The 21327-nt window shown below is 37.2% G+C and carries 16 protein-coding genes; 8 read left to right on the top strand and 8 right to left on the bottom strand.

Annotated features, from left to right (window positions below; genetic code table 11):
• Nucleotides 1–230: 230 nt before the first annotated feature.
• Nucleotides 231–392, top strand: coding sequence for a hypothetical protein (locus HZC31_05130; protein ID MBI5002744.1), 162 nt, complete (start codon nucleotides 231–233; stop codon nucleotides 390–392).
• An 11-nt stretch (nucleotides 393–403) separates the two neighbouring features.
• Here the strand turns inward: HZC31_05130 and HZC31_05125 are convergent, their stop codons facing one another.
• The gene (locus tag HZC31_05125) at nucleotides 404–919 is read right to left on the bottom strand and encodes a hypothetical protein (protein ID MBI5002743.1); all 516 of its coding nucleotides are present in this window, start codon (nucleotides 917–919) and stop codon (nucleotides 404–406) included.
• Nucleotides 920–1360: 441 nt separating this feature from the next.
• Between HZC31_05125 and rnz the strand changes: the two genes are divergently transcribed.
• Nucleotides 1361–2260, top strand: coding sequence for a ribonuclease Z (rnz, locus tag HZC31_05120; protein MBI5002742.1), 900 nt, complete (start codon nucleotides 1361–1363; stop codon nucleotides 2258–2260).
• On the opposite strand, the gene HZC31_05115 is transcribed toward rnz, so the two are convergent.
• A complete protein-coding gene (locus HZC31_05115; GenBank protein MBI5002741.1) occupies nucleotides 2257–2469 on the bottom strand; it encodes a histone family protein in 213 nt (70 codons plus the stop codon). The genes rnz and HZC31_05115 overlap by 4 nt on opposite strands.
• Before the next feature lie 82 nt (nucleotides 2470–2551).
• On the opposite strand from HZC31_05115, the gene HZC31_05110 reads away from it, so the two are divergent.
• Nucleotides 2552–3373 carry a squalene/phytoene synthase family protein gene (locus tag HZC31_05110; protein MBI5002740.1) on the top strand — a complete coding sequence of 274 codons (822 nt, stop codon included), beginning with the start codon at nucleotides 2552–2554 and terminating at the stop codon, nucleotides 3371–3373.
• Nucleotides 3374–3392: 19 nt separating this feature from the next.
• Nucleotides 3393–3791, top strand: coding sequence for a Holliday junction resolvase (locus tag HZC31_05105; protein MBI5002739.1), 399 nt, complete (start codon nucleotides 3393–3395; stop codon nucleotides 3789–3791).
• A gap of 28 nt (nucleotides 3792–3819) precedes the next feature.
• Here the strand turns inward: HZC31_05105 and HZC31_05100 are convergent, their stop codons facing one another.
• Entirely contained in the window at nucleotides 3820–4218 is a 399-nt protein-coding gene (locus HZC31_05100) for an NUDIX domain-containing protein (protein MBI5002738.1), read from the bottom strand.
• A gap of 30 nt (nucleotides 4219–4248) precedes the next feature.
• Complete coding sequence (locus HZC31_05095) at nucleotides 4249–5151, bottom strand: translation initiation factor eIF-2B (protein ID MBI5002737.1); 903 nt, start codon at nucleotides 5149–5151, stop codon at nucleotides 4249–4251.
• A gap of 1335 nt (nucleotides 5152–6486) precedes the next feature.
• Between HZC31_05095 and HZC31_05090 the strand changes: the two genes are divergently transcribed.
• Genes HZC31_05090 through HZC31_05080 form a run of 3 tightly spaced genes read left to right on the top strand, consistent with a single transcriptional unit; the run spans nucleotide 6487 to nucleotide 12923 of the window.
• Entirely contained in the window at nucleotides 6487–7698 is a 1212-nt protein-coding gene (locus tag HZC31_05090; protein MBI5002736.1) for an ORC1-type DNA replication protein, read from the top strand.
• Nucleotides 7699–7722: 24 nt separating this feature from the next.
• Nucleotides 7723–9426 carry a DNA-directed DNA polymerase II small subunit gene (locus HZC31_05085; GenBank protein MBI5002735.1) on the top strand — a complete coding sequence of 568 codons (1704 nt, stop codon included), beginning with the start codon at nucleotides 7723–7725 and terminating at the stop codon, nucleotides 9424–9426.
• A gap of 5 nt (nucleotides 9427–9431) precedes the next feature.
• On the top strand, nucleotides 9432–12923 hold the full coding sequence (locus HZC31_05080) for a DNA polymerase II large subunit (protein ID MBI5002734.1): 3492 nt from the start codon (nucleotides 9432–9434) through the stop codon (nucleotides 12921–12923).
• Between the two features lie 174 nt (nucleotides 12924–13097).
• Here HZC31_05080 and HZC31_05075 read toward each other — a convergent pair whose 3' ends face one another.
• Together HZC31_05075 and HZC31_05070 are read right to left on the bottom strand one after the other, a co-directional pair.
• Nucleotides 13098–13511 carry a translation initiation factor IF-2 subunit beta gene (locus tag HZC31_05075; protein MBI5002733.1) on the bottom strand — a complete coding sequence of 138 codons (414 nt, stop codon included), beginning with the start codon at nucleotides 13509–13511 and terminating at the stop codon, nucleotides 13098–13100.
• A 51-nt stretch (nucleotides 13512–13562) separates the two neighbouring features.
• On the bottom strand, nucleotides 13563–14615 hold the full coding sequence (locus HZC31_05070) for an exo-alpha-sialidase (protein ID MBI5002732.1): 1053 nt from the start codon (nucleotides 14613–14615) through the stop codon (nucleotides 13563–13565).
• Between the two features lie 97 nt (nucleotides 14616–14712).
• Between HZC31_05070 and HZC31_05065 the strand changes: the two genes are divergently transcribed.
• The gene (locus tag HZC31_05065; GenBank protein ID MBI5002731.1) at nucleotides 14713–15564 is read left to right on the top strand and encodes a stage II sporulation protein M; all 852 of its coding nucleotides are present in this window, start codon (nucleotides 14713–14715) and stop codon (nucleotides 15562–15564) included.
• On the opposite strand, the gene HZC31_05060 is transcribed toward HZC31_05065, so the two are convergent.
• On the bottom strand, nucleotides 15561–16247 hold the full coding sequence (locus HZC31_05060) for a hypothetical protein (protein MBI5002730.1): 687 nt from the start codon (nucleotides 16245–16247) through the stop codon (nucleotides 15561–15563). The genes HZC31_05065 and HZC31_05060 overlap by 4 nt on opposite strands.
• A gap of 27 nt (nucleotides 16248–16274) precedes the next feature.
• Nucleotides 16275–21290 carry a hypothetical protein gene (locus HZC31_05055; protein MBI5002729.1) on the bottom strand — a complete coding sequence of 1672 codons (5016 nt, stop codon included), beginning with the start codon at nucleotides 21288–21290 and terminating at the stop codon, nucleotides 16275–16277.
• Nucleotides 21291–21327: the final 37 nt, after the last annotated feature.

The following is a 21327-nucleotide window of genomic DNA, read 5'->3' as shown; positions in this document are numbered from 1 at the left end:
TACTGGTCGAAAGTCAAGTTCATCTACAACTTTACGTTTAAAATCTCTGGTAAATGCTCTGCGTGACCCCATTTTCAGACCTCCATACTTTGGTAGAAAATAGTAACTTAACTATGTGTCCTTTTTTAGGGGGTCAGTCCATCCATACTGTATATGTTATGGTTTATAATACTACTAATTATAAAATAGGATATACAAACGATTTGAATTCAAGACTTATTGAGTTAAAAATGAGATATCCAACAAACAGACTAGTATATTTTCGAGAGTTTTCTAATGAAACCCAAGCAAGAAGATTTGAAGCTTGGCTCAAGACATTAAAAGAGAGAGATTTGTTAAAATTTATTTCAGGCTTTCAAGATAAAGTTAAGAAGATAGAATTATTATCCTAAGCAAATAAGACTTACTCTTCTTCCGCAAACAACGAATAAATATCAATGCTGTAGAGCACAGTCGAAATCTCCGCTTCTTTGACAAAACTATCAGAACTAAAAGAAACAAGCCCTTGATCAACAGCGTCAGAAATCTCCAAATCCCCTTGCTGTAATAAAACAAGCGTATCATAGGTCGTCGTCATTTCAAAAGAAGGATCTTCTTGCTCGCCGTTTTCAAGTTCAATAAGTTCCCCCGCATCAAGCACAGCATAAAGATGATGATCAAGATCAGTAAGGTAAACATTCACCACATCATCGCCAAAAAAAGTAAAAAGAATATCAGGAAGTCCGTTAGCTTTCTCATTATACGTCTCTTTGTAAGTAGAAAGAAGATCATTGGTAAAAATCTCCTCAGCAGTAACCGCGCCAGTAACCCCATTCATTCCGTTTGCGACACTGACGATATAGAGTCCAAGAAGAAAGATACCAAAAAAGAAAAATGCTTGAATATGTTTTGGCTTTTGCTGTTTCTGTTTTTTTGCCATTTTAAACCTGTTTACCGCATTTTATCTATATATAGCTTTGGATTTTTAGTGCCATCCTATCTTTCGAGCGAGATATTGTTTTTCTTCCATTTCTAAAAAATACCCCATTCACCGAATTTCTCTTCCATATTTCTTTTTTTTCATTCGTTATAGTGAACGCACCAAATTATTGTAATAAAAATAGTGCGTTCACTATTCCGCAGACGCAAACAAGTGATGATAATTTATTGCGTCTGCTATACTTCGGTTCATGGGTCCCCCTGACAGTAAAAAGTCTTGTTGGTGCGTGTATTTTTTTGTTGCTGAGCAAATAATCGCCTTACAGTCCTTGAAAATCCCTATGTATCCTTATTTTTTATGAAAAGTAGATATTTTCATTTTCTGAATCAGATGACACTTGAAGAGGCAAACTATATATACGACAAACCAAAACAAAGAAACATGGAACTCGTCTTTTTAGGAACAAGCGCGATGGTGCCCACAAAGGAAAGAAATCATAGTAGTATCTTTCTCAAATATGAAGGAGAAGGAATATTGATTGATTGTGGAGAAGGCACCCAGCGGCAGTTCAAAATAGCAGAAGAAACCGCAACAAGAATAACAAAAATTCTTATTAGCCATTGGCATGGAGACCATGTGCTTGGTCTTCCAGGATTGTTACAAACATTGAGCGCGTCAGAGTACGCAAAAAAAGACAGTACATTAGAAATTTACGGACCAAAAGGCTGCAAAAAACAGATAGAAGCAATGCTTATCGCATTTCCGTTTGACAACAAGCTCAACATGAGTATTAAGGAAGTAAGCAATGGAATATTCATCAAAACAGAAAATTTTGAGATAGACGCGTTTCCCATGGAACACAGTATTCCCTGTCTTGGATTTAAGTTCAGAGAGCGAGATAAAAGAAGGATTGACATTGCAAAAATAAGAAAGCTGGGAATTCCAGAAGGACCATTACTTGGAAAGCTCCAGCAAAACAAAGCAATAACACAGGGAGGCAAAAAAATTTCTCCGAAAGACACCACATACATTGTACCAGGAAAACATATTGGGTTTATTACAGACACAGGGCAGTGTAAAAATTGTCTGGAAATTGCAGAAGGAGTGGATGTCTTAATCTGTGAGGCAACCTTTATGGAAAAAGAAGCGGAAAAAGCAGAGCAGTATAAACATCTCACCATCAAACAAGGAGCATTGATTGCGCACACCACAAATGTAAAAAAACTCATCCTCACCCATTTCTCACAGCGATATAAAGAAAAAGCAGAGATTGAAGAAGAAGCAAAAGATGTTTTTCCAAATGTTATTCTCGCGTATGATGGAATGAAATTGACTGTTTAAGGACTTTTCAATGCAAGCTTCACATCGCCTGCCTTAACTGTTTTTCTTCCTGCGTGATGGGCAAACTTGATTGCGTAGCTTGCTATTTCAGTTGCCTGATTCTCTACTATTTTTTTGAGTGCCATTTTCGCGTCATCGCTCACTCTATCGGCGCCTGCTTTTTTGATGAGGACGTCAATTGCTGCGAGAGGAATGCCACGTTTTGTCATAGTGCATAAAAGAGCGAACAGCTATATATAATTTGTTGAAAAGAACAATAAGTATGTAAAGAAAGTGAAAAACCAAGCAAACATGGATGTTGAGATAATTTGCCTAGAAGAAGCAATTGCGCTTGCACAACGCGACAGTAAATATTGGCTACTCCTTGCGCATATGTATGGAAAGAGTATTTTTGATCCAGAAGGAGCAAAGCTGATGAGAGCCGCGTACTTTTTCTGCAGACATATCGATGACGTTCTTGATGGAGACAGAAAAATAACAGAAGACCCAAAAGGATATGTAGAAGAAATAAAAGACGCAATGAAAGGAGGAAAATCAAAAAACAAAATAATAGAATTATACAAATATGCAATAAAAGGAATAGAGAAAAGAAAGAGAGGAGGAGACAACCCTGAAAATGAGTTTGAAAGAGTAACAGATGCAATGTTATTTGATTATGAAAGAAGTCAACGCACACAGTTCCTTTCAAGAGAAAGAATTGAGCAATATTACGACGATACATTTACGCCAGTAGTAAATATCTCATTAATGATTGCAAGAGCGAGTGTTCGAGGTGATGAAATTCCTGAGATAGTATATAGTATGGGACATTTATATTCTATAAGAGATATGGAAAGAGACATTAGCGAAGGAATTGTAAATATACCGTATGAAGAAATAAGTGCTGGAAGATTTGATGTGAGAAGAATCATTTCTTATGAGAGAGTAAGAAGAAACCAGAACGTGAGACACTGGATGGATGAAGAAGTAAGAACATATGGGCAAGAAATAAATAAGTGGAAAAAAGAAGCAGGAGAAGAGATGGATATAGGAACAAGAAGAGTGTGTCATCCTTTAATAAGAGGAATGGAATCCTTTTGTAAAAAATACTGGAAAGAAAGCACATATAAATAAGAAAAACAAGAATAAGGAGATGAGCAGAAAAAGCAAAGGTATTTCTTATGAACGAGAGCTGATCCATCTATTCTGGGGAACAAAAGAGTGGGCAGCAGTGCGAGTAGCTGGCTCAGGAAATACACAATATCCTTCTGCGGACATTCTTGCGGGCAATGCGTTAAGAAAGTTAGTTATTGAATGTAAAAGCGTCAAAAATGAGTCTGTATACATACCAAAAGAAGACGTCGAACAACTCCAAACATTCGCAAAATTATTTGGCGCAGAACCATGGATTGCGGTCCGTTTCGCAAAAACTGCGTGGCATTTCATGAGCATGGAAAATTTAGAATTAACAGAACGATGCGCGGTAATTACCACAGAGAATATTAAACTCAAAGGATTACTGTTCAACGAAGTGATAGGAAAGTTCGAGTAAAAAACAAGAACAGAAAAAATAGGAAGCACTAAATAATCTTCTTCTCAAGTAACACAGGCAAAATCTTATTGCGAATAATAGGAGAAAGAATAGTGGGATCATCGCCTTTTCCAAACCAGCGCTGTTCTTCAATTTCAGAAGAAATATGAGGAGCACCAATAATAGTGCCTAAGTAGAGATTGATGCAAACAACAGTATTAAGCTCATTTGCTGCAACATCTTCAAAGGATCCAAAGAAAGAAATACTCTTAGGAACTACTGTGCATTTGTGTTCTTCTTTAATTTCACGAATAAGGCACGCTTCAACAGACTCTCCTTGTTCAGGTTTGCCGCCAGGCATTAAAAATAATGTGGTTCCTTTTTTTCGGTTAATGAGAAATTTGTGATCGCGGACGATGACTAACCCATATTTCATTATTTTTTTCATAAATAACCGATGCCTAAGCACAATTATAAATTATTGCATCCAATTATACTTCTTCTTCACATCTTTCAAAAACACAGAAGGAGATTGCACACCAAGCTCTGTAATAAACGCCTTCACATCAGGCAGGATAATTGCTTCAAATGCAGGATCTTCAACAACAACCCCGCGAGGAGCATCCTGCCAAATCTCGTAAGGTGGTCGCATTTCAACCACTTCCTTATGCCGTTTGCTTGCGTGGCTGTCAAATTTCCATGCATCCGAACAAATATAAAGAGGAATTTTCCGTGCAGTTAATAATTCAGCAAAAATACCTGAACCAATTTTATTGTACACTGCGTACGAAGTAATCGCGTCGCTTCCAAAAAGCGCGAGGTGTGCTTCTTTCATTGCAATCCCTGCTGCGCTATCCACAAAATATTTGACAGGAATACCTGCTGCAACAAGCTCTGTTGCAGTTTTTCTTCCCTGAAAAAGAGGTCGTGTTTCTGTGTTATGAACAGTAAATTTTTTCCCTTGTTTTTTTGCAGCAAGAAGTATAGCAACAACAGTGGAAGAATGACAATGTGTATACACAATACTCTTGTGTCGAATCTTTGCGGCACCAAGTTGTGCTATTTTCTGTTTTGAGGTATCGAAAAAGAGAATAACCTCATTGATACGCTGCGTAAGCATTTGAAATAAAGAATGGTGTTCATCGTAAGAATAAATGTTATGAAAAACATAAGCGAGTGCGTTTCGCAGACAAGGCTCTGTTGGTCGTGCAGCAATAAGTTGATCACGAGCATGATAAAGCTCTGCAAGAACTGCTTCATGAGTGACTGCGTGAGACTCTTTTAAAACAAGAAGTAATGAACGTACTCCTTCGCGAGCTACCCCTTCTGCTCCTTGAATCCGCAATGTTTTAATGTCCTTAACTACTTGAGTAAATTTCATAGTGACCGCCTGAGCAAAGTAAAATAAATAAAAAGAGTAAAAAGAAGCAAACTATTTTTTCTTTTTGGATTTTTTTCCTACTTTGATGCCAAGCTTTTTCTCAATAACCGCTTCTTGGTGTTCAACGAGCAATGCGCCGTTCGAGAAGAACAAGAATGCGCAAACTGTAGACAATTGCTGCAAGCGTTCCAACAATAATAGCAAGGATAATGACTTCTAAAGATACTGCTTCTGTTGCCATAACGATAAACACCTCTTTCTAAAACCCGCTTAATATTTGTTTTTATATATAGTGGTATATAAAAAGCTTTCTTTTTACTCAACAAAGGTAACGAAAAAGGAGAAAAAAGAGAAAGTCTTCTTTTTGTAGCCCCTCACCCCATCATTTCTTATGGAAATACTATTTCTAAAAAAGAAAGTGGAATAAAAAAGAAAGAAGAGAAAGAAGGAAGGAAAAGAAGAAAAAGGAGTAATTGTGGTTTTGTCGACGAAAAAAAAGAAATAAATAAGAAAGAAATTAAAAATAAAAAGTGCTAAACAAAATAAAAAACAAAGAAAATTTTGATAATAGAGTTACGTTCATTATTTTTGTTTTCCATGAGAAATCAAGGATAATATAATAATATAATTAATTTCTATATAGAAAATAATAATAATATAATAGAATAATAAATAATAAAATCAATAGATGATAAAATTAATAATATAATAAACAATAAAATAAAATCAATAAATATAAAATTAATAATAAATAACAATAAAAATATAATAAAATAAATAGAATAATAAATAATAAAATCAATAGATGATAAAATTAATAATATAATAAATAATAAAATAAAATCAATAAATATAAAATTAATAATAAATAACAATAAAAATATAATAAAATAAATAGATAATGAAATTAATAATGAAAAAAGAATTATAGTGAAATTGTTAAATAATAGAAGTAAAACAATAAAATAATATTAACTATAAATTAAGAGTAACAAAAAAGGCAAAATGAATTAGATTATTTTTTGTTTGTTGTACTTTACTATTCTTTCATAATTTGTATAATGCTTCTTCGTACGTCTATCTTGTATATCTACACCACGTATCTATTTCATATATTTAATATTATCAACAAAACGCACCACCTCTAAACCGCGCCTTCTAAACAACACCTTCGAACCTCTCTAACTCCTCAACTTCCATCTCCAGTAGAAATCAAGGGGGGAGGGCCCATTACCTATTTTCCACGCTCTTGTTATCCTCGATAAGTTGTTGTGGAAAAGGGGTAAAAAAAATGAATTAAAAAACTATATAAACCTTGGTTTCCTATGGAATTATATGGAAGAAAAGGGGTTAAACAATATATTTGAGAAATTTTTAAGTCAGGTGTCTATTTTCAAAGATAAAAAAGTATTACAATCTTCTTATACACCAGATGCGTTGCTTCATAGGGATGAAGAAATCAATCAACTTGCAAAGATTCTTGCTCCCGCGCTGCGCATGGAACGACCATCGAATGTTTTTCTTTATGGAAAAACAGGAACTGGGAAAACAGTCACTGCGATATATACTGCGGCAGAAATAAGAAGACTCTCAGAGGAGCGAAACATTCCTTTAAAGACAGTATATATTAATTGTAAGTTGAGTCGAATTGCGGATACAGAATATAGGGTTATTGCGCAGCTTGCGAGAGAGTTCAATAAAGATATTCCGGCAACAGGACTTCCGACAGATGAAGTGTATAAAATATTTTTTAGTGCAGTGGATGACAAAGAACAGCTCATCATGTTGATTTTAGATGAAATAGATCAGTTAATAAAAAAAGTAGGAGATGAAATTATCTATAACCTAACGAGAATTAATACAAATCTCAAAAAAAGCCAGCTGTGTATTATTGGAATTTCTAATGATCTTGTTTTTACAGATCATTTGGATCCACGGGTAAAATCTTCTTTGAGTGAGGAAGAAGTAATTTTTGCGCCATATAATGCGCTTCAGCTTCAAGATATTTTACGGAGAAGGGCAACGCACGCATTTAAAGAAAATATTATTGAATCAGGGGTTTTGGAAAAATGTGCAGCGTATGCGGCACGAGAACACGGGGATGCGAGAAGAGCTCTTGAGTTGCTTCGTGTTGCGGGAGAAATTGCGGAGAGAAATGGAGAACAGACAGTAAAGATAGCGCACATAGACAATGCAGAAGAAAAAATTGAAAGAGATAGAGTTATTGATATTGTCAAAACGCAGCCGCGGCAGCAGCAGACCACACTCTATGCGATTTTTTCCTTGTATAATGAGAAGAATGCTATTATTTATACAGGGGATGTGTATGATGTCTACAAAACATTGTGTGTGAAAGTAGGTTTATATCCATTAACGCAAAGAAGAGTTTCTGATATTATTGCGGAGTTGGATATGCTTGGAATTATAAACGCGAAAGTTGTTTCAAAAGGAAGATTTGGAAGAACGCGCGAGATTTCTGTTGCTATTCCGCAAACAATTAAGCCAAAAATAATGACTATACTTCAGCAGAGTTTAAATGTGGAGTAGCGCATTTAGTGTAGTGTGAAGAAAATGACGACAAAAAAAGAGCTTGTGCAATTACTTCTTGCGAAAAAAATTCTTGTGACAGGAAAGCTCATGGCAATGATAAAAGAACAGAGTGACCAAAAAACAGAAAAATTATATGCAGACATACAAAATAAAGATGATGACAATATAAGGAAAATGATCTTCTCTTATTTACAACAAGAAAAACAAAAAGAACAAAGAACTACTTCCGCAGAAAAAGAAAATAACACGAACTCGCCGCCCGCTGGTACCCCAATCGCAGCAAGCTGCGGGGTATTTCCAGCTCGCAATACGGCGAGTTCGCGGGATTACGAAATTGGGTCACAGCAAGCTGTGGGGTATTCGACCCAATTTCGAAATAAAGAAGCAGACGTAGAAGCAACCACTCTCAACCAAGAAAAAAGTGAAGTACTCCTGGATGCCAAAAATGAGGAAGAAACAAAAGAAGGAATAGTCACAATTGTTTCAAGCTTTACCGCAAAGGAAGTAAATAAAGAGATTCAGGATTTTGTCTCTTATTTTAATGAACGATACAAAACACTTGAGCGGCTGTTGCGTGGAAGGCAGGAATTAGATAATGTCACTGTCGTCAAGCGCGCGTTGCAGAAAGAAGAGAGGGAGCCAGTAGCAGTCATTGGTCTTGTTAAAAAAATTGAAGAAACTAAAAATAAGAATATTATTATTGCATTAGAAGACAGCACAGGAGAAATAAAAGCGCTCATTTCAAAGAGTAAAAAAGAACTTTATGAAGGGGGAAAATCATTAGTGCTTGACGAAGTGATTGGAGTGGTAGGAGTTGCAGGAAAAGGAATTATTTTTGTCGAAAAAATAATCTGGCCAGAAGTTCCTGTCTATAATGAGTTAAAAAAATCACCTATAGAAGAGTATGCTATTTTTCTGTCTGATATTCATGTAGGGTCAAAACAATTTCTTACTGCGGCGTTTGAAAAATTCCTGAAGTGGATCAACGGCGAGATGGGTGATGAAAAGCAACGTGCGTTAGTAAATAAGATAAAATATATCTTTATTGTAGGAGATATTGTTGATGGAGTTGGAATTTATCCTGGGCAAGAAAATGATTTAGAGATAACTAATATTTATAATCAATATGCAGCATGTGGCACATTGCTTGCGCAAATTCCAAAACACATGAAAATAATTATGTGTCCTGGCAATCACGATGCAATGCGCTTGGCAGAGCCGCAGCTTCCGCTGTACGAAGATATGGCAAAACCATTGTATGATCTTCCGAACGCAGTGATGGTGAGTAACCCTGCACTAGTTAATGTAGGAAAGACAGAAGGATTTCCAGGGATTACTGTGCTGATGTATCATGGGTACAGTTTTGATTATTATATTGCGAATGTGGATGAAATTAGGAATAATGGGGGGTATGATAGGGCGGATCTCGTGATGAAATATCTGCTACAGCGCCGCCATCTTGCGCCGACCCACGCGTCGTGTATGTATATTCCTTTTAGAGATTCTGATCCTATGGTGATTGGAAAAATTCCAGATATCTTTGCGACAGGTCATCTGCATAAAACATCTGTTTCAAATTATAGAAATATTACATTGATTTGTGGAAGTTGTTGGCAGGGGAAAACAGCGTTTCAGGAAAAAATGGGGCACAATCCAGAACCTGCGCGAGTTCCACTAGTGAATTTACAAACAAGAGAAGTAAAAATCCTTAGGTTTATGGAGTAAGTACTATGACAGCAACATCAGAGCGCATGCAAAAATATTTTGAAAGTATTGAAAAAGAAGTTCTTTATGAGTATGATAAAGCGAAAGCTGCGAAAGAAATGGGGTTTGATGCTGATGACAGAGTAGACATAAAACTTGCAAAAAATATGGCAGAGCGGGTAGAAGGACTCATCAGCGTTGTTGCGCAGCAGCTCGTAGGTTCAGGAGTCACAGAGCGAATTATCGAGCTGGAAAAAGAGTATGAACCAATGGACTGGCGTGTTGCGCTCAAAATTGCGCTGGAAGTAGCGAGCGAAAAATTCTGCAAGTTCAAAGATAAGAAAGAAGCGATGGAAGTAGGAATAAGAACAGGTTTTGCGTATCAGACAGCAGGAATTGTTGCAGCACCGCTCGAGGGTTTTACAGGATTAAAAATACGACAGACATATGATGGGAAAGAATACTTTGTTCCTTGTTATGCAGGACCAATTCGTGGTGCAGGAGGAACAGCAGCGGCATTCTCATTGCTCTTGACAGATTATATTCGTGTGCAGATGGGTTATGCAAAGTATGATCCTTCAGAAAAAGAAATAAATAGATACAAAGGAGAGATCTATGATTATCATGAGCGAGTCACCAACCTCCAATATCTTCCTTCTCTGGAAGAACTTGATTTCTTAATGCGTCATTTACCAGTGCAAGTAGATGGGGAGCCAACAGAAACAAAAGATGTTTCTAATTACAAAGATACACCAAGAGTAGAAACAAATAAAATTCGTGGAGGAATTTGTCTTGTTCTCGCAGAAGGACTCTCACAGAAAGCGCCAAAACTCTGGAAGCGTCTCGAAGAATGGGGGAAAGATTTTGGAATGGATTGGGATTTTCTGGGAGAATTTCTCAAGTTGCAGAAAGACATTAAGGCAAAAAAGAAACCTTCGGGAGGAGAACAAAAAAAAGAAAAACTTTCTCCAAACTATACATTTATTGCAGATATGGTTGCAGGTCGTCCTGTCTTGACATTTCCTATGGCGAAAGGAGGATTCCGTTTGCGGTATGGAAGAGCGAGAACATCAGGGTTTTCTGCAGCAGCAATAAATCCTGCAACAATGCTTGTGCTTGACAAGTTCGTTGCGATTGGAACACAGTTAAAAGTAGAACGTCCAGGAAAAGCAGCAGCAATCACAGCATGTGATATGGTCCATGGGCCAGTAGTGTTACTTGAAGAGGGGTCTGTGCGAATTATAGAAACAATAGAAGAAGCAAAAGCATGCAAGGACAAAGTAAAACAAATTATCTATATAGGAGATATCTTATTTAATTATGGAGATTTTTCAGAAAATGGTCATGTGCTCGTTCCTTGTGGATACAATGAAGATTGGTATGTGCAACAGTTGCGAAGAGAAATGAAGAAGCAGCAGGAAGATCTTTCAGAAGAAATGCGAAATCATATCAGAGATCCAAAGCAGCAGAAAACATGCAAAGATATGATTGCGCTCAGTAAAAAGTATAATGTGCCGCTGCATCCTCGCTATACATATTATTGGACGCAAATAACGCAGGAGCAGTTTGAAGAGCTTGTGCATGCATTGCCAGAGATGAAAATGCTGGAAGAAAAAGTGACAATAAAAAACACCCCCTCTATAAAACAGACAATCGAGCTTCTTGGGATTCCTCATATTCTTGTAAATAATGAATTTATTGTGATAGAAAAAGATGACGCAGCTGCATTTTTATTTTCATTGGGAATAGAAAAGTATGAAGACATTGAAAAGACGCAAAAAGCGTATGACAAAGCAAAAACAGTGCTCGAAAATATTAACTTCTTTGCAAAAATAGAAATGAAAGATAAAGCAGGAACAACTATTGGTGCGCGAATGGGCCGCCCTGAAAAAGCAAAGATCAGGGAGTTAACAGGATCTCCGCATGGATTATTCCCTATAGGCAGTGAAGGAGGCAGGTTACGATCATTTCAGGCTGCCTTGGAAGCAAAAAAAGTAACAGCAGATTTTCCAGTATTTGTCTGTTCTTCTTGTGAGAAAGAGAGTGTTCATGGGTTTTGTTATGCATGTAACAAAAAAGCAAAACAATTTTTCTTTTGTCAGCTCTGTGGAAAAATTCCTGAGCCAATCTGCAAGGTTCATGGAAAAGCAAAACAGTATAAAAAAATAGAGCTGCCTATCGAACCAGAATTTTCAACTGCAGTAAAATATATGCAGTTGGAGAGTGTCCCTTCGTTGATCAAAGGAATTAAAGGAACAAGCAACGAAGATCACGTTGTTGAATATATAGGAAAAGCAATTCTGCGTGCAAAGCACGATGTCTATGTCAATAAGGACGGCACAATCCGTTATGACATGAGTGAATTACCTCTTACTCATTTTAAACCAGCAGAAGTAGGCACTTCTGTGGAGAAACTTCTAGAAATGGGCTATGAAAAAGATATTGATGGAAAGCTGTTGGAAAATCCTGAGCAAGTGCTTGAACTATATCCGCAGGATGTTGTTCTTCCTGCAGCAACAGATGCGCTTAATGAACCAGCGGATGCAGTATTATTTAGAACTGCGCAGTTCATTGATGATTTACTAGTGCGAGTCTATAAGCAGAAGCCATTTTACAAACTCAGCAAAAAAAGTGATCTTGTAGGTCATTTAACCATCTGTCTTGCGCCGCATATTTCTGCAGGGATGGTGGGGAGAATTGTTGGCTTCTCTAAGACGCAAGGATTCTTTGCGCATCCCCTGTTTCACGCTGCGCTGAGAAGAGACTGCGACGGCGATGAAGCAAGCGTCAGTCTGCTGTTAGATGGTCTTCTCAATTTTTCAAGAAGATATCTTCCTGCAAGAATTGGCGCACGAACAATGGACGCGCCACTCGTGCTTACCTCTCGCCTAATTCCAACAGAAGTAGATGATCAGGCGTTGGGGCTTGATGTGATGTTTGAATATCCTATTGAGTTGTATGAAGCAGCAGAAGAGTATCAAAGTGCAAAAGCAGTCAAAGTAGAGCAAATAAAAAATAGAGTGAACACGCCGCTGCAATATGAAGGAGTGGGATTCACGCATGGCACAACAAGTATCAACATTGGAATAAGTTGTTCTGCGTATAAGGAGCTTCCTTCAATGGAAGATAAAGTAAATGGTCAGATGCAGCTCGCGGTGAAAATCCGTGCAGTGAGTGAGCGAGATGTTGCACGATTAGTTATTGAAAAGCATTTCTTGAAAGACACCAAAGGCAATCTGAGGAAGTTTTCTCAGCAAGGATTTCGTTGTGTGAAGTGTAATGAGTCTTATCGCCGTCCACCATTATTAGGAAAGTGCCTAAAGTGCAGTGGGAAAATTATTTTCACAATTTCAGAAGGTTCAGTGATTAAGTATCTTGCGTTAAGTATCAAGCTCGCAGAAACCTATGATGTTTCTCCGTATCTCAAGCAAACGTTGGATTTGTTGCAGCGTAGAGTTGATGCAGAGTTTGGTAAAGACAAGGAAACCCAAGAAGCGTTGGGGAAATGGTTTGGGTGAAAGGATCGCAAGAATAACTTACTATCCCTTAAACTCGCTAAGGTTCTCCATTACTCGCTTAGCAAAGTCCTATAATACAATTCATCTATTTATTATAAAATAAGAAAGAGATAAATTGTGATCAAACAAAAGGCGAATAAACAGGAGTAAGGCGATTAAGAAAAAGTGATTAAATCATATCTTCGCATTGACACTCTGTCGTGCACCACATGCCATGCATTTCATGAAAACAAAAGCGCCTTCTTTGATTAGTTTAGTGTCTGGTTTTTTACATTCTTTGCACAAAACAAATTCTTCAACGTACTGTTCAATTTTTTCATTAATTCGGGAAGCAGCAATCTTTGTTCCCATAATGACTCCATTTTTTTTCAACTCACCTGGAGCTGCAAGTTCTTTGAGAATATATTTGAGAATGTGTTGTGGTTTTCTTCCAAGTGTATCTGCAATCTGATGAAAATTACTAATAATTGTTCTGTTTCCTTGAAGATGCCCGCGAACTTTTGGAACAGTAAATCGCTCTTCTTTCACAACTGTTTCAGGAAGCACTTTATACGCTTTTTCAACTAATTTTTCATATCCTTCAACCATACACTAAGAAAAGAGGGTTTGTTTTTAAACATTTCGAATTCAAGGAATGTTCTAGCTGTAGTGAGCAGTTGCACTAACAATAATCCACTTGTAATCTGTTTCATCAGGGACCATTGCAGCAAAATAGAGTTTCAATGCGCCATCTTCAAGCAAAATAAATTTAGGGTCATTTAATGAACGAACTTCTAAATCTGAATAATCTGTATAATCTAAAATTTCTCCTCCTTCTGCAAATGTTCTTCCTCCATCAGTGCTTATGAAAAGATATAATGTTCCTGTTTTTCCTAAAGGAGGTTTGGGTCCAGGTTTTTGATGCATAGTAATAAGTAAAATTGTTCCATCTTCTAATACAATTGCATGTGGATCAGCAAAACTTAGCGGGATTCCATCACTGTTTTTTATTTCAAGAACATCGTCGTCTTCAAAAACAAAATCTTCTCCATTGTTCTCTGGTTCAGAATATGCTCTTCGAACATAAATAATTTCATTCCCATTTTCATCTATAACATCACTGTTATACAAAAGAACAACCCCTCCTTCTGCATCAACAAAAAAAGTTCTTACTCCCATCCGTCCTTGATCATATTCATTTAAATTATATCGTGTTCCTGCATCTTGATAAAAAGAAAGACCATCTGAAGAGCTTTCACTCACAACATATCCTTCATTATTTTCCCTGTATCTTTTATATGTTCCATCAGCAAGTTGAATAAATGGTCCACGAGATTCTTCTGAAGTAAATCTCCTTCCTTCTGAAAATTCTAAGCCATCCTCTGTTGTTGCGAGATATCCCCTTTCGCTAGGAGCATTTTTTAACTCTTTTGTCTGATACTCATATCCTAAACTTAGAATCCCATCTGTGTAACCCATAATTAAAGGATTTGAGGCATAATCTATTCTAAACTCAGGATCTGGGCTAAATTGATATTTTTTTGCAAGTTGTTCTCCTCTTTCTTTTAATGTTTGATAAATAAGATCTTCTGCAGATCCAGATTGTGAGTCAACTATTTTATTATCTGTAATTTTTATTTGTTTTTCAATCTCTTGGTTGGAACAACCAAAAAGTATAATTATAATCAAAAAAAAAGGAGTTAAACTTTTCATAATTTGAAAATAAAATAAGATCATTTAAACTTTTCGCTTTATTTTTTAATCCAAAAAAATGTGAACCTTTAAATACTTGGAGCAATAAAAAAGAACAATGGTTCTGGAATCATTAGTAACCCCATTGACTGCAGAAGAGCGGCCATGGCAGATGTTTTTTCTTGGCATTTTATTCTCATTGGTGGGTATAGGCTTCAGTGTCTGGGTGTTTGAAGGACAATCCTCATTAGTCATGGTTTTTCTCATAGTCATGGCATCCATCCCTATTGTTTTCAATACCATGCGATTGGAAGAAAGAAAAGATGAAATGGACTATTCAGAAACGTATTTGTTAAAAGAGCACGCAAAAGCACTCTCTTTGTTCATGTTCTTGTTTGCGGGGATTGTCGTTGCAAGTGCTGCGGTGTATGTGTTTGCTCCGGAAGAAAATTTAGATGCCTTGTTTAATGTGCAGACACAGGCAATTATGGATGTAAACAGCAGAGTATCTGGAAGTGTCATAAATCCTGATGCGCTTCCATTAATATTCTTGAATAATCTCAAAGTCCTCATCTTTTGCATCTTGTTTGCGTTTGTGTATGGTGTCGGTGCAATTTTCATTTTAGTGTGGAATGCAACAGTTATTGGTGTGGCGCTGGGGGATTTCATCCGTTCGCAGCTAGGTTCAGTTGCTTCTGTGTTTGGCTACTTGAGCACTGCGCATTATTTCCAAGTTATTTCTTTGGGGGTTCTGCGCTATGCAACACATGGAGTCTTAGAAATTCTTGCGTATTTCATTGCAGGGCTTGCGGGAGGGATAATCTCCATTTCTGTCGTTCGCCATAATTTCGGAACACCAAAGTTTGATCGCGTTTTGTTAGACTCAGCAGGATTAATGATTATGTCTTTAGTCGTGCTGTTTGTTGCCGCAGTAGTGGAAGTCTATGTAACGCCGTTGTTCTTTATTTAATCAAGCAACTTAACTCGTCCTGGACGTATCTCGAAAATTTCTCCTGTTTCAAGAAGGTGATGAATGAGCTTTTCGCTGTCAGAACCAAGCAGTTCAATAATGTGTTCAATCCCTGCGCCATCTCCTATATCAAGTTCCTTAATCTTGGAAATGACATCATCAAAAGGAGTATGTGGTGTACTGTCATCAGCATCAATGGGGATTTCATCAACAGCTTCAGCAGAGATGATTTCTTCTGATGCAAGTTCAGTAGTAGGAACAGAGTGTCCCGGAAGTACATGTTCCTCATGCGCTTCAAGAAATTGAAGTGCAAGCTTGTGAAAGGTCACAAATTGCTTGTTGGTTATTTTCTTAACAATTTCTGGGATAAGGTATTGCTGTTCGTTAAATGCGCGAACTTTTCCAATAACGCGGACAATGTCGCCAAGATTAAATGGAGAAAAGAGCGTAGGGTTGTCAAAGCTTCTGCAGGTAATTTTCCCAGAACCGTCGTCAAGTGTTGCTTCATTCCCTTCTCCAAATCCAACGATTACTGCAATGATATGAACCCTGCTCATTTCTTTTCCAGATGCAGTGCGCAGAAAGCTTGGCTGCATATGCGCTTCTGCTTTGATAAAATTACCGTTAAGAAGCGTGCTTATTGTGGTAAGGTATGCAGTTTGTCGTTCAATTGTTGTTGCCATGCTTTCACGTCGTTACTAATTTATTAGTCAACCAAGTCTTGATATAAATCCTTTTCGCGGTTCAAAAATATCTCCGCTTCTTTTGAGTTTTTCTATAGATTCATTGACTTTCTCATCGTTGAGTCCTTTTTCTTGTGCTACTTTAATAATTTCTTCAATAGGAATTTGTTTTGTGTTTAGTTTTTGTTCAAGTTCTCCAATAATTTCACGAATACCAACGATTTTTGCGCGTTCTGAAGTAGTAATCCCTGTGCTGATTCTGTCAATATCAATTTTCCCTGTTTCAGGATCAAGCCCAATCTGTTCAAGGCAATAGTGAAGCAGGTTGATTGCGTTTCGCGCGTCTTTTCTGGTGATGGTGGAGGAAAGCCGGACTTTTGCGCATGCCTCTGAAAGTCGAACAAGTGCTTCAAGTTGTCGTGCAGAGATAGGGATTGCTTTAAGACCTTTGTCATCTGAAGAGCCAGAAGAACGCATTTTCACATAATATTCTTTGATTTCTTCAAGTGCCTGGTCAGTAAGTCGCGGAACAACTTTTTGACGTGCGTAAATAAGATATTTTCGAAGAAGCTCTGTTTCAATTTCAACATTCTCTGTCTCATGTTTTTTGTGCATCGTGAGAATAAAATGCGCAAGTTCTTCATCTTTTTCTTTGTCAGGAAGATCTTTGATGCTAAAGATAAGATCAAATCGGTTGATGAGTGCAGGAGGCATGTTAATCTGTTTTGCAATAGGCTCGTAGGGATCAAAGCGTCCAAGTTTCGGGTTTGCTGCAGCAAGAACAGTGGTTTCACAGCGCAGCGTTGCTTGAATGTTTGCTTTGGAGATAGAAATGGTATTATGAAGAATCATGTTTTGAGAGACAAAAGTGTGGTGAGGTTCAACAGTGATATCGTAGCTCCATTCTTGATTATGGTTATGAATGGTGCGAACGTTTCGTACGCTTTCAAAACCAATTTCTCCGAATGCAAGTTTCTTCAAAAAAGAAACTTTTTCTACATCTTCATCTCTTGTCTTTTTTTCAAGTAAAACAACAATCTTTTGGAGGTGTCTTCTTGAAATATTTCTTTTTCGTTTAAGGTAATCATGTTTCATCGTTGCGAGAGTATTTCTCCCTACTAATGTGATATTGTGCTTTTCTAAAAGAGTAATAATTTCTTCTTGTATATTTGGGATTAGATCTTTAACAGTTCGTATAATTTCTCTATTGTTTGATGAAACATAGTCCTCAATTACACTATTCTTCCGTTTTGTAATGAATCCAATGCTATGATAAAACCTAAATATATTTTCATACCCTGTAATGAGGACTTTCCATACTTTTTTATGTTCAATAAGATTACTTCGTACTTTAAATCGTAATAATAAATCTTGAATTTGTTCACAAAGTATTTTGCTTGTTGAGGTATAGCCAATTCGAATTGTTCTTTGTTTTTTTGTTGCATGGCCATCTCCTTCAAACATACAGGAAAGCATTGTCGCAATGTCCTCTTTTCGCCCTTTCATACAAAGCGCAGGAATTTCTTTTTCCCTTGAGTGACGAAGTGCTTCAGGCGTAGTTTTTTCTAAAAATACAAATAACTCTCGAGAAACATACCTTGTCATCCAGCAGCTCTCCCCTTTTTTAGTTGTTTTCTGAATATAGGGGTGAATCTTGAACACATCATAAACAGCAGCATTAAAATCTTTTATAAGGGAGAAATCATTGTTGGTGAAGTTAATTCCTATAGGTTTACCTCTATTTACTTCTTTAGACCCTTCTGCAAGAAGATAACCAATCATTTTGTAGAAATTTTTGTCATTGTGCATAGGAACAGCAATGTGTTGTGTTGCTCGTGCATTATAGAATTCATTCTCTTGAACATTGAAGAGTTGCTCTTCTCCTAAAATAGGAATGTTTAGGGGAATAGGAAGCCAATCAGTTTGAGTAATATCCTTTGCTTCTTTAGTAATGATTTTGCCTTGTTCTATACAAAAGACTGGATGTTCAGGGGTGACAATAATTTTTCTGCCATTCATAAGGTTAATCTCAATGAAAGAAGCTGGTGCAAGGTGTTTGCTTACTCTGTCTATTGAAGTTTCCATAATCTTTTCCCAATCTGTAGTCAGCATTTTTTTATCAAACGCGCTGAGTTTAAGGATAAAACAATCTTTTCCCTTGACAACTTTTTCAGGATGTTTCTGGAAGAGGGATTCAATGTACTCCCCTATCTTCATCTCGCTGCCATCTGCAAATTGGAAAAGAGTGTCGTAGTGGAAACTCTGCTGTTCCATTCCTTCATGCATTGCGCTTCTATCTTCGTCAGTCATTTTATCCATCTCATCGATCATAAGAATTCCTTTGTTTGCAAGAACCATTGCTCCTGCTTCTAAACTCCAACCCTGAAGAAATTCATCTTTGACAACAGCAGCAGTAAGTCCGGCGCCGCTGACTCCTTTTCCAGAAACAAACCGTGCTTTTGGTGCGACAACTGCTGCGCGCTTCAACAATTGGGAGTTATGAACATAAATAGAGTTTGCAATGAAGTTATGGGTTTCCGCAACCTCAAGATCATAAATGTAAGGTTCATTTGTGTGATAAGGTTCAATAGATACTATTTGATCCCAGAAGATGTTTGAAGTAGAAAGAAGTGCAAGATTGTTCAGTTGTTTGAGAAGAATTTCATCATCAAGAAGAGTAAACACTTTCTGTTTCAATGTTGTGTAATCAAATGCTTCCTGTTGTTGCATTTTATTCGTTTCGTAGTGTGAAACAAGAGTTTGGGAACAGCCAAGGATACTGCTCATCTCTTCTTGACTTGCGTTATAGAGTTCTCTGTTAGAAAAGACAGAAATATCATCAGCTTTTTGTAAAACAAGAAGCAGTTCGCAAACTCTAATTTGAAGACCAGCGACTATTCTTTGAAGAGATGTTCGTGATGGATTTCTGTCTCCTCTCTCAAAATGCTGATACGTGCTTCGTGGAATATTCATTTGAAATTGTGTCATCCGTAGTTTTGCACGAACTGTTTTGAGAACTGAAGAAAGCTGAGGAATGACATCAACGTTTGTATTTTCCTCTAAACTCCTTATTTTTTCCAAAGCTTCATTCTTTCTCATTGATAAAAAACCTATCTCTTTGCCAAAGATTCGTGCATTTGTTCCATAAATGAAAAGTTTCCAGTAGGTCCTCTTTGTTTTTTTTGCGGTGTTTGTCGCGCACTTTGTAACAGCAGCACAATGAGAGATAATGCCAAAGCGAAGAAGAAGGTGCTGAATTTGGTCAATCATCTCTTTGCTTGCGAGGGTTATTCCTACTCCTTTATTTTTTTCAACATAGCCATCACATTCAAAAAAAGCAGCTAAAAAAGAGGAAATAATTGGAAGAGGGGAGCGCATGATGAAGGAGGGGATTTTTTTATTGAAAGAAGTTGTAAAAATAGCAGGCTCAAGACTATAAAACGCTTTTAAGATATTTTTATTCATGAAATATATCTTTTTACAGCTCTTGTTCTTGTATTGTTTTGTCTTTTGTCCAAATAGTGTTTCAGAAAGGGAAGCAAAATCAGAAAGAAGAGCGTCATCAGTATTTGTAAACTCAATAACATATTTTCCTTTATCAGGTGCATAGACTGCGTATGATTCAGCGAGAACGTATGCAAAGAAACGCGCAACAGCAGGGGTAACAACAATAGTTTTTCCAGAGATAGAAAGTGTTTGTTCTTTGCAATCGAGAGAGATTTTGCGTGGAAGAGCAATCCAGTCCTGACGAGAAAGGTCTTTTGTTTTTGTTACTTGAACATATCCCGATGACGTAGTAAAAAGGGGATTTGTTTCAGTGCAAATCAGTTCTTTTCCTGTTTTTGTTTTTATTTTGTATAATGCAGTTGCTTTTCTCTTCCAAAGTCCAGTAATAGGATTATTGATTTCTAGTCCAAGCCCATTGAGACTTGGCACTGAATTTACCGTTCCTGAGTAAGTAGAGTATTCGTCAGATCCTTTAAAAGATTTTTCTACAAAATCTTTAATGCGACAATAAGTCCCGTCAGAAAGAACGATCTTACTGTCACCATGAATCGTTTTCCCCGATCCTGGATCACCAATCAATAAAATGTGAATATCCCCTCTGCTCATGACTCCATCATTTTTAAGTTTCTTAACTCCTCCGACAAATTGGAGAATAAGTGCTTCTTTGATTTTTTGATGACCATAAATCCCTGGCGCAAGTGCAGCAGCAAGTTTTTGTGCGATTTTTGGATCCTCAGAAAGCTTTTTGATTTGTTCTTCTTCTTCTGGTTTGATTTGAATGTTACTGTAGTCTTCTTCAAGAGGAATAATGTTATTTGCCTCAATAAGGAGATCATATTTTGTGGATTGTCCGCCGCTGCGAAGAATGATGGGAATTTCTTTCAATACCCCCACTATTTGGAGTGTTGTTCCAGGATTTGTCTTTTTATCAGACATCGGACTAACAAGATCTTGTTTGAGAAGAATGTTCATGCGTTTTGGCTGCGCGCCACCTTCAAGATCTTTTGTCGCTTCTTCAAGAACAATTCCCTGAACATCGATAAGTTCTTTGCTGAGAAGCCTGAATTTTCCTTTTCTTCCGCAGCCACATCTGCTCGGTTCTTTGAATTTGCTGTCTAGCTGGAGAACATTCATGACATTTCCACAGCTGGGGCATTCAAAGCGTGCAGAAGTAACTTGTGGTCGAACATCAGATTTCTGTCTGATCGTTCCTTCAATAACGAGAAGTTTGTTGAGATGTTCGCTTCTGATGTTTCGAACAAACATTTTATGTTGGTCAGGAAGATTCCTGAAGCGAATATGAAAGTTTTTTATTTCTTTAGGAAGGTCAAAGTTGGAAAGAGAAAGTTCGCAAGCCTTAGTCACTTCTTCTGGCTGTTCAAGGAGCAAATCCGCAAGTTCAGGGGAGTGTTTGCTGAGTATGGCAAAATCAATGTTAAAATGCGTCTCTCCAACGCGGACTGCTTCTAGGAGGTCTGCTAAGTAGTGAATCTCGAGAAATTCCTGAAATACCTTGATTTGTTCTGTTACTTCCATAGCGCTCCCAAGAAAAAGGGTTTTTCTGCCCATTTAA

This window comes from Candidatus Woesearchaeota archaeon, from assembly GCA_016214075.1.
Classification (GTDB): domain Archaea; phylum Nanobdellota; class Nanobdellia; order Woesearchaeales; family DSVV01; genus JACRPI01.
The sequence above is the reverse complement of the archived record's forward strand: the minus strand, read 5'-3'. Positions and strand labels throughout refer to the sequence as shown.

Bases quoted from the DNA above. Each gene is read 5' to 3' on its own strand.
- HZC31_05130 (MBI5002744.1), top strand. From the start codon at position 231: ATGAGATATCCAACAAACAGACTAGTATATTTTCGAGAGTTTTCTAAT.
- HZC31_05125 (MBI5002743.1), bottom strand. From the start codon at position 919: ATGGCAAAAAAACAGAAACAGCAAAAGCCAAAACATATTCAAGCATTT.
- rnz (MBI5002742.1), top strand. From the start codon at position 1,361: ATGGAACTCGTCTTTTTAGGAACAAGCGCGATGGTGCCCACAAAGGAA.
- HZC31_05115 (MBI5002741.1), bottom strand. From the start codon at position 2,469: ATGACAAAACGTGGCATTCCTCTCGCAGCAATTGACGTCCTCATCAAA.
- HZC31_05110 (MBI5002740.1), top strand. From the start codon at position 2,552: ATGGATGTTGAGATAATTTGCCTAGAAGAAGCAATTGCGCTTGCACAA.
- HZC31_05105 (MBI5002739.1), top strand. From the start codon at position 3,393: ATGAGCAGAAAAAGCAAAGGTATTTCTTATGAACGAGAGCTGATCCAT.
- HZC31_05100 (MBI5002738.1), bottom strand. From the start codon at position 4,218: ATGAAAAAAATAATGAAATATGGGTTAGTCATCGTCCGCGATCACAAA.
- HZC31_05095 (MBI5002737.1), bottom strand. From the start codon at position 5,151: ATGAAATTTACTCAAGTAGTTAAGGACATTAAAACATTGCGGATTCAA.
- HZC31_05090 (MBI5002736.1), top strand. From the start codon at position 6,487: ATGGAAGAAAAGGGGTTAAACAATATATTTGAGAAATTTTTAAGTCAG.
- HZC31_05085 (MBI5002735.1), top strand. From the start codon at position 7,723: ATGACGACAAAAAAAGAGCTTGTGCAATTACTTCTTGCGAAAAAAATT.
- HZC31_05080 (MBI5002734.1), top strand. From the start codon at position 9,432: ATGACAGCAACATCAGAGCGCATGCAAAAATATTTTGAAAGTATTGAA.
- HZC31_05075 (MBI5002733.1), bottom strand. From the start codon at position 13,511: ATGGTTGAAGGATATGAAAAATTAGTTGAAAAAGCGTATAAAGTGCTT.
- HZC31_05070 (MBI5002732.1), bottom strand. From the start codon at position 14,615: ATGAAAAGTTTAACTCCTTTTTTTTTGATTATAATTATACTTTTTGGT.
- HZC31_05065 (MBI5002731.1), top strand. From the start codon at position 14,713: ATGGTTCTGGAATCATTAGTAACCCCATTGACTGCAGAAGAGCGGCCA.
- HZC31_05060 (MBI5002730.1), bottom strand. From the start codon at position 16,247: ATGGCAACAACAATTGAACGACAAACTGCATACCTTACCACAATAAGC.
- HZC31_05055 (MBI5002729.1), bottom strand. From the start codon at position 21,290: ATGGAAGTAACAGAACAAATCAAGGTATTTCAGGAATTTCTCGAGATT.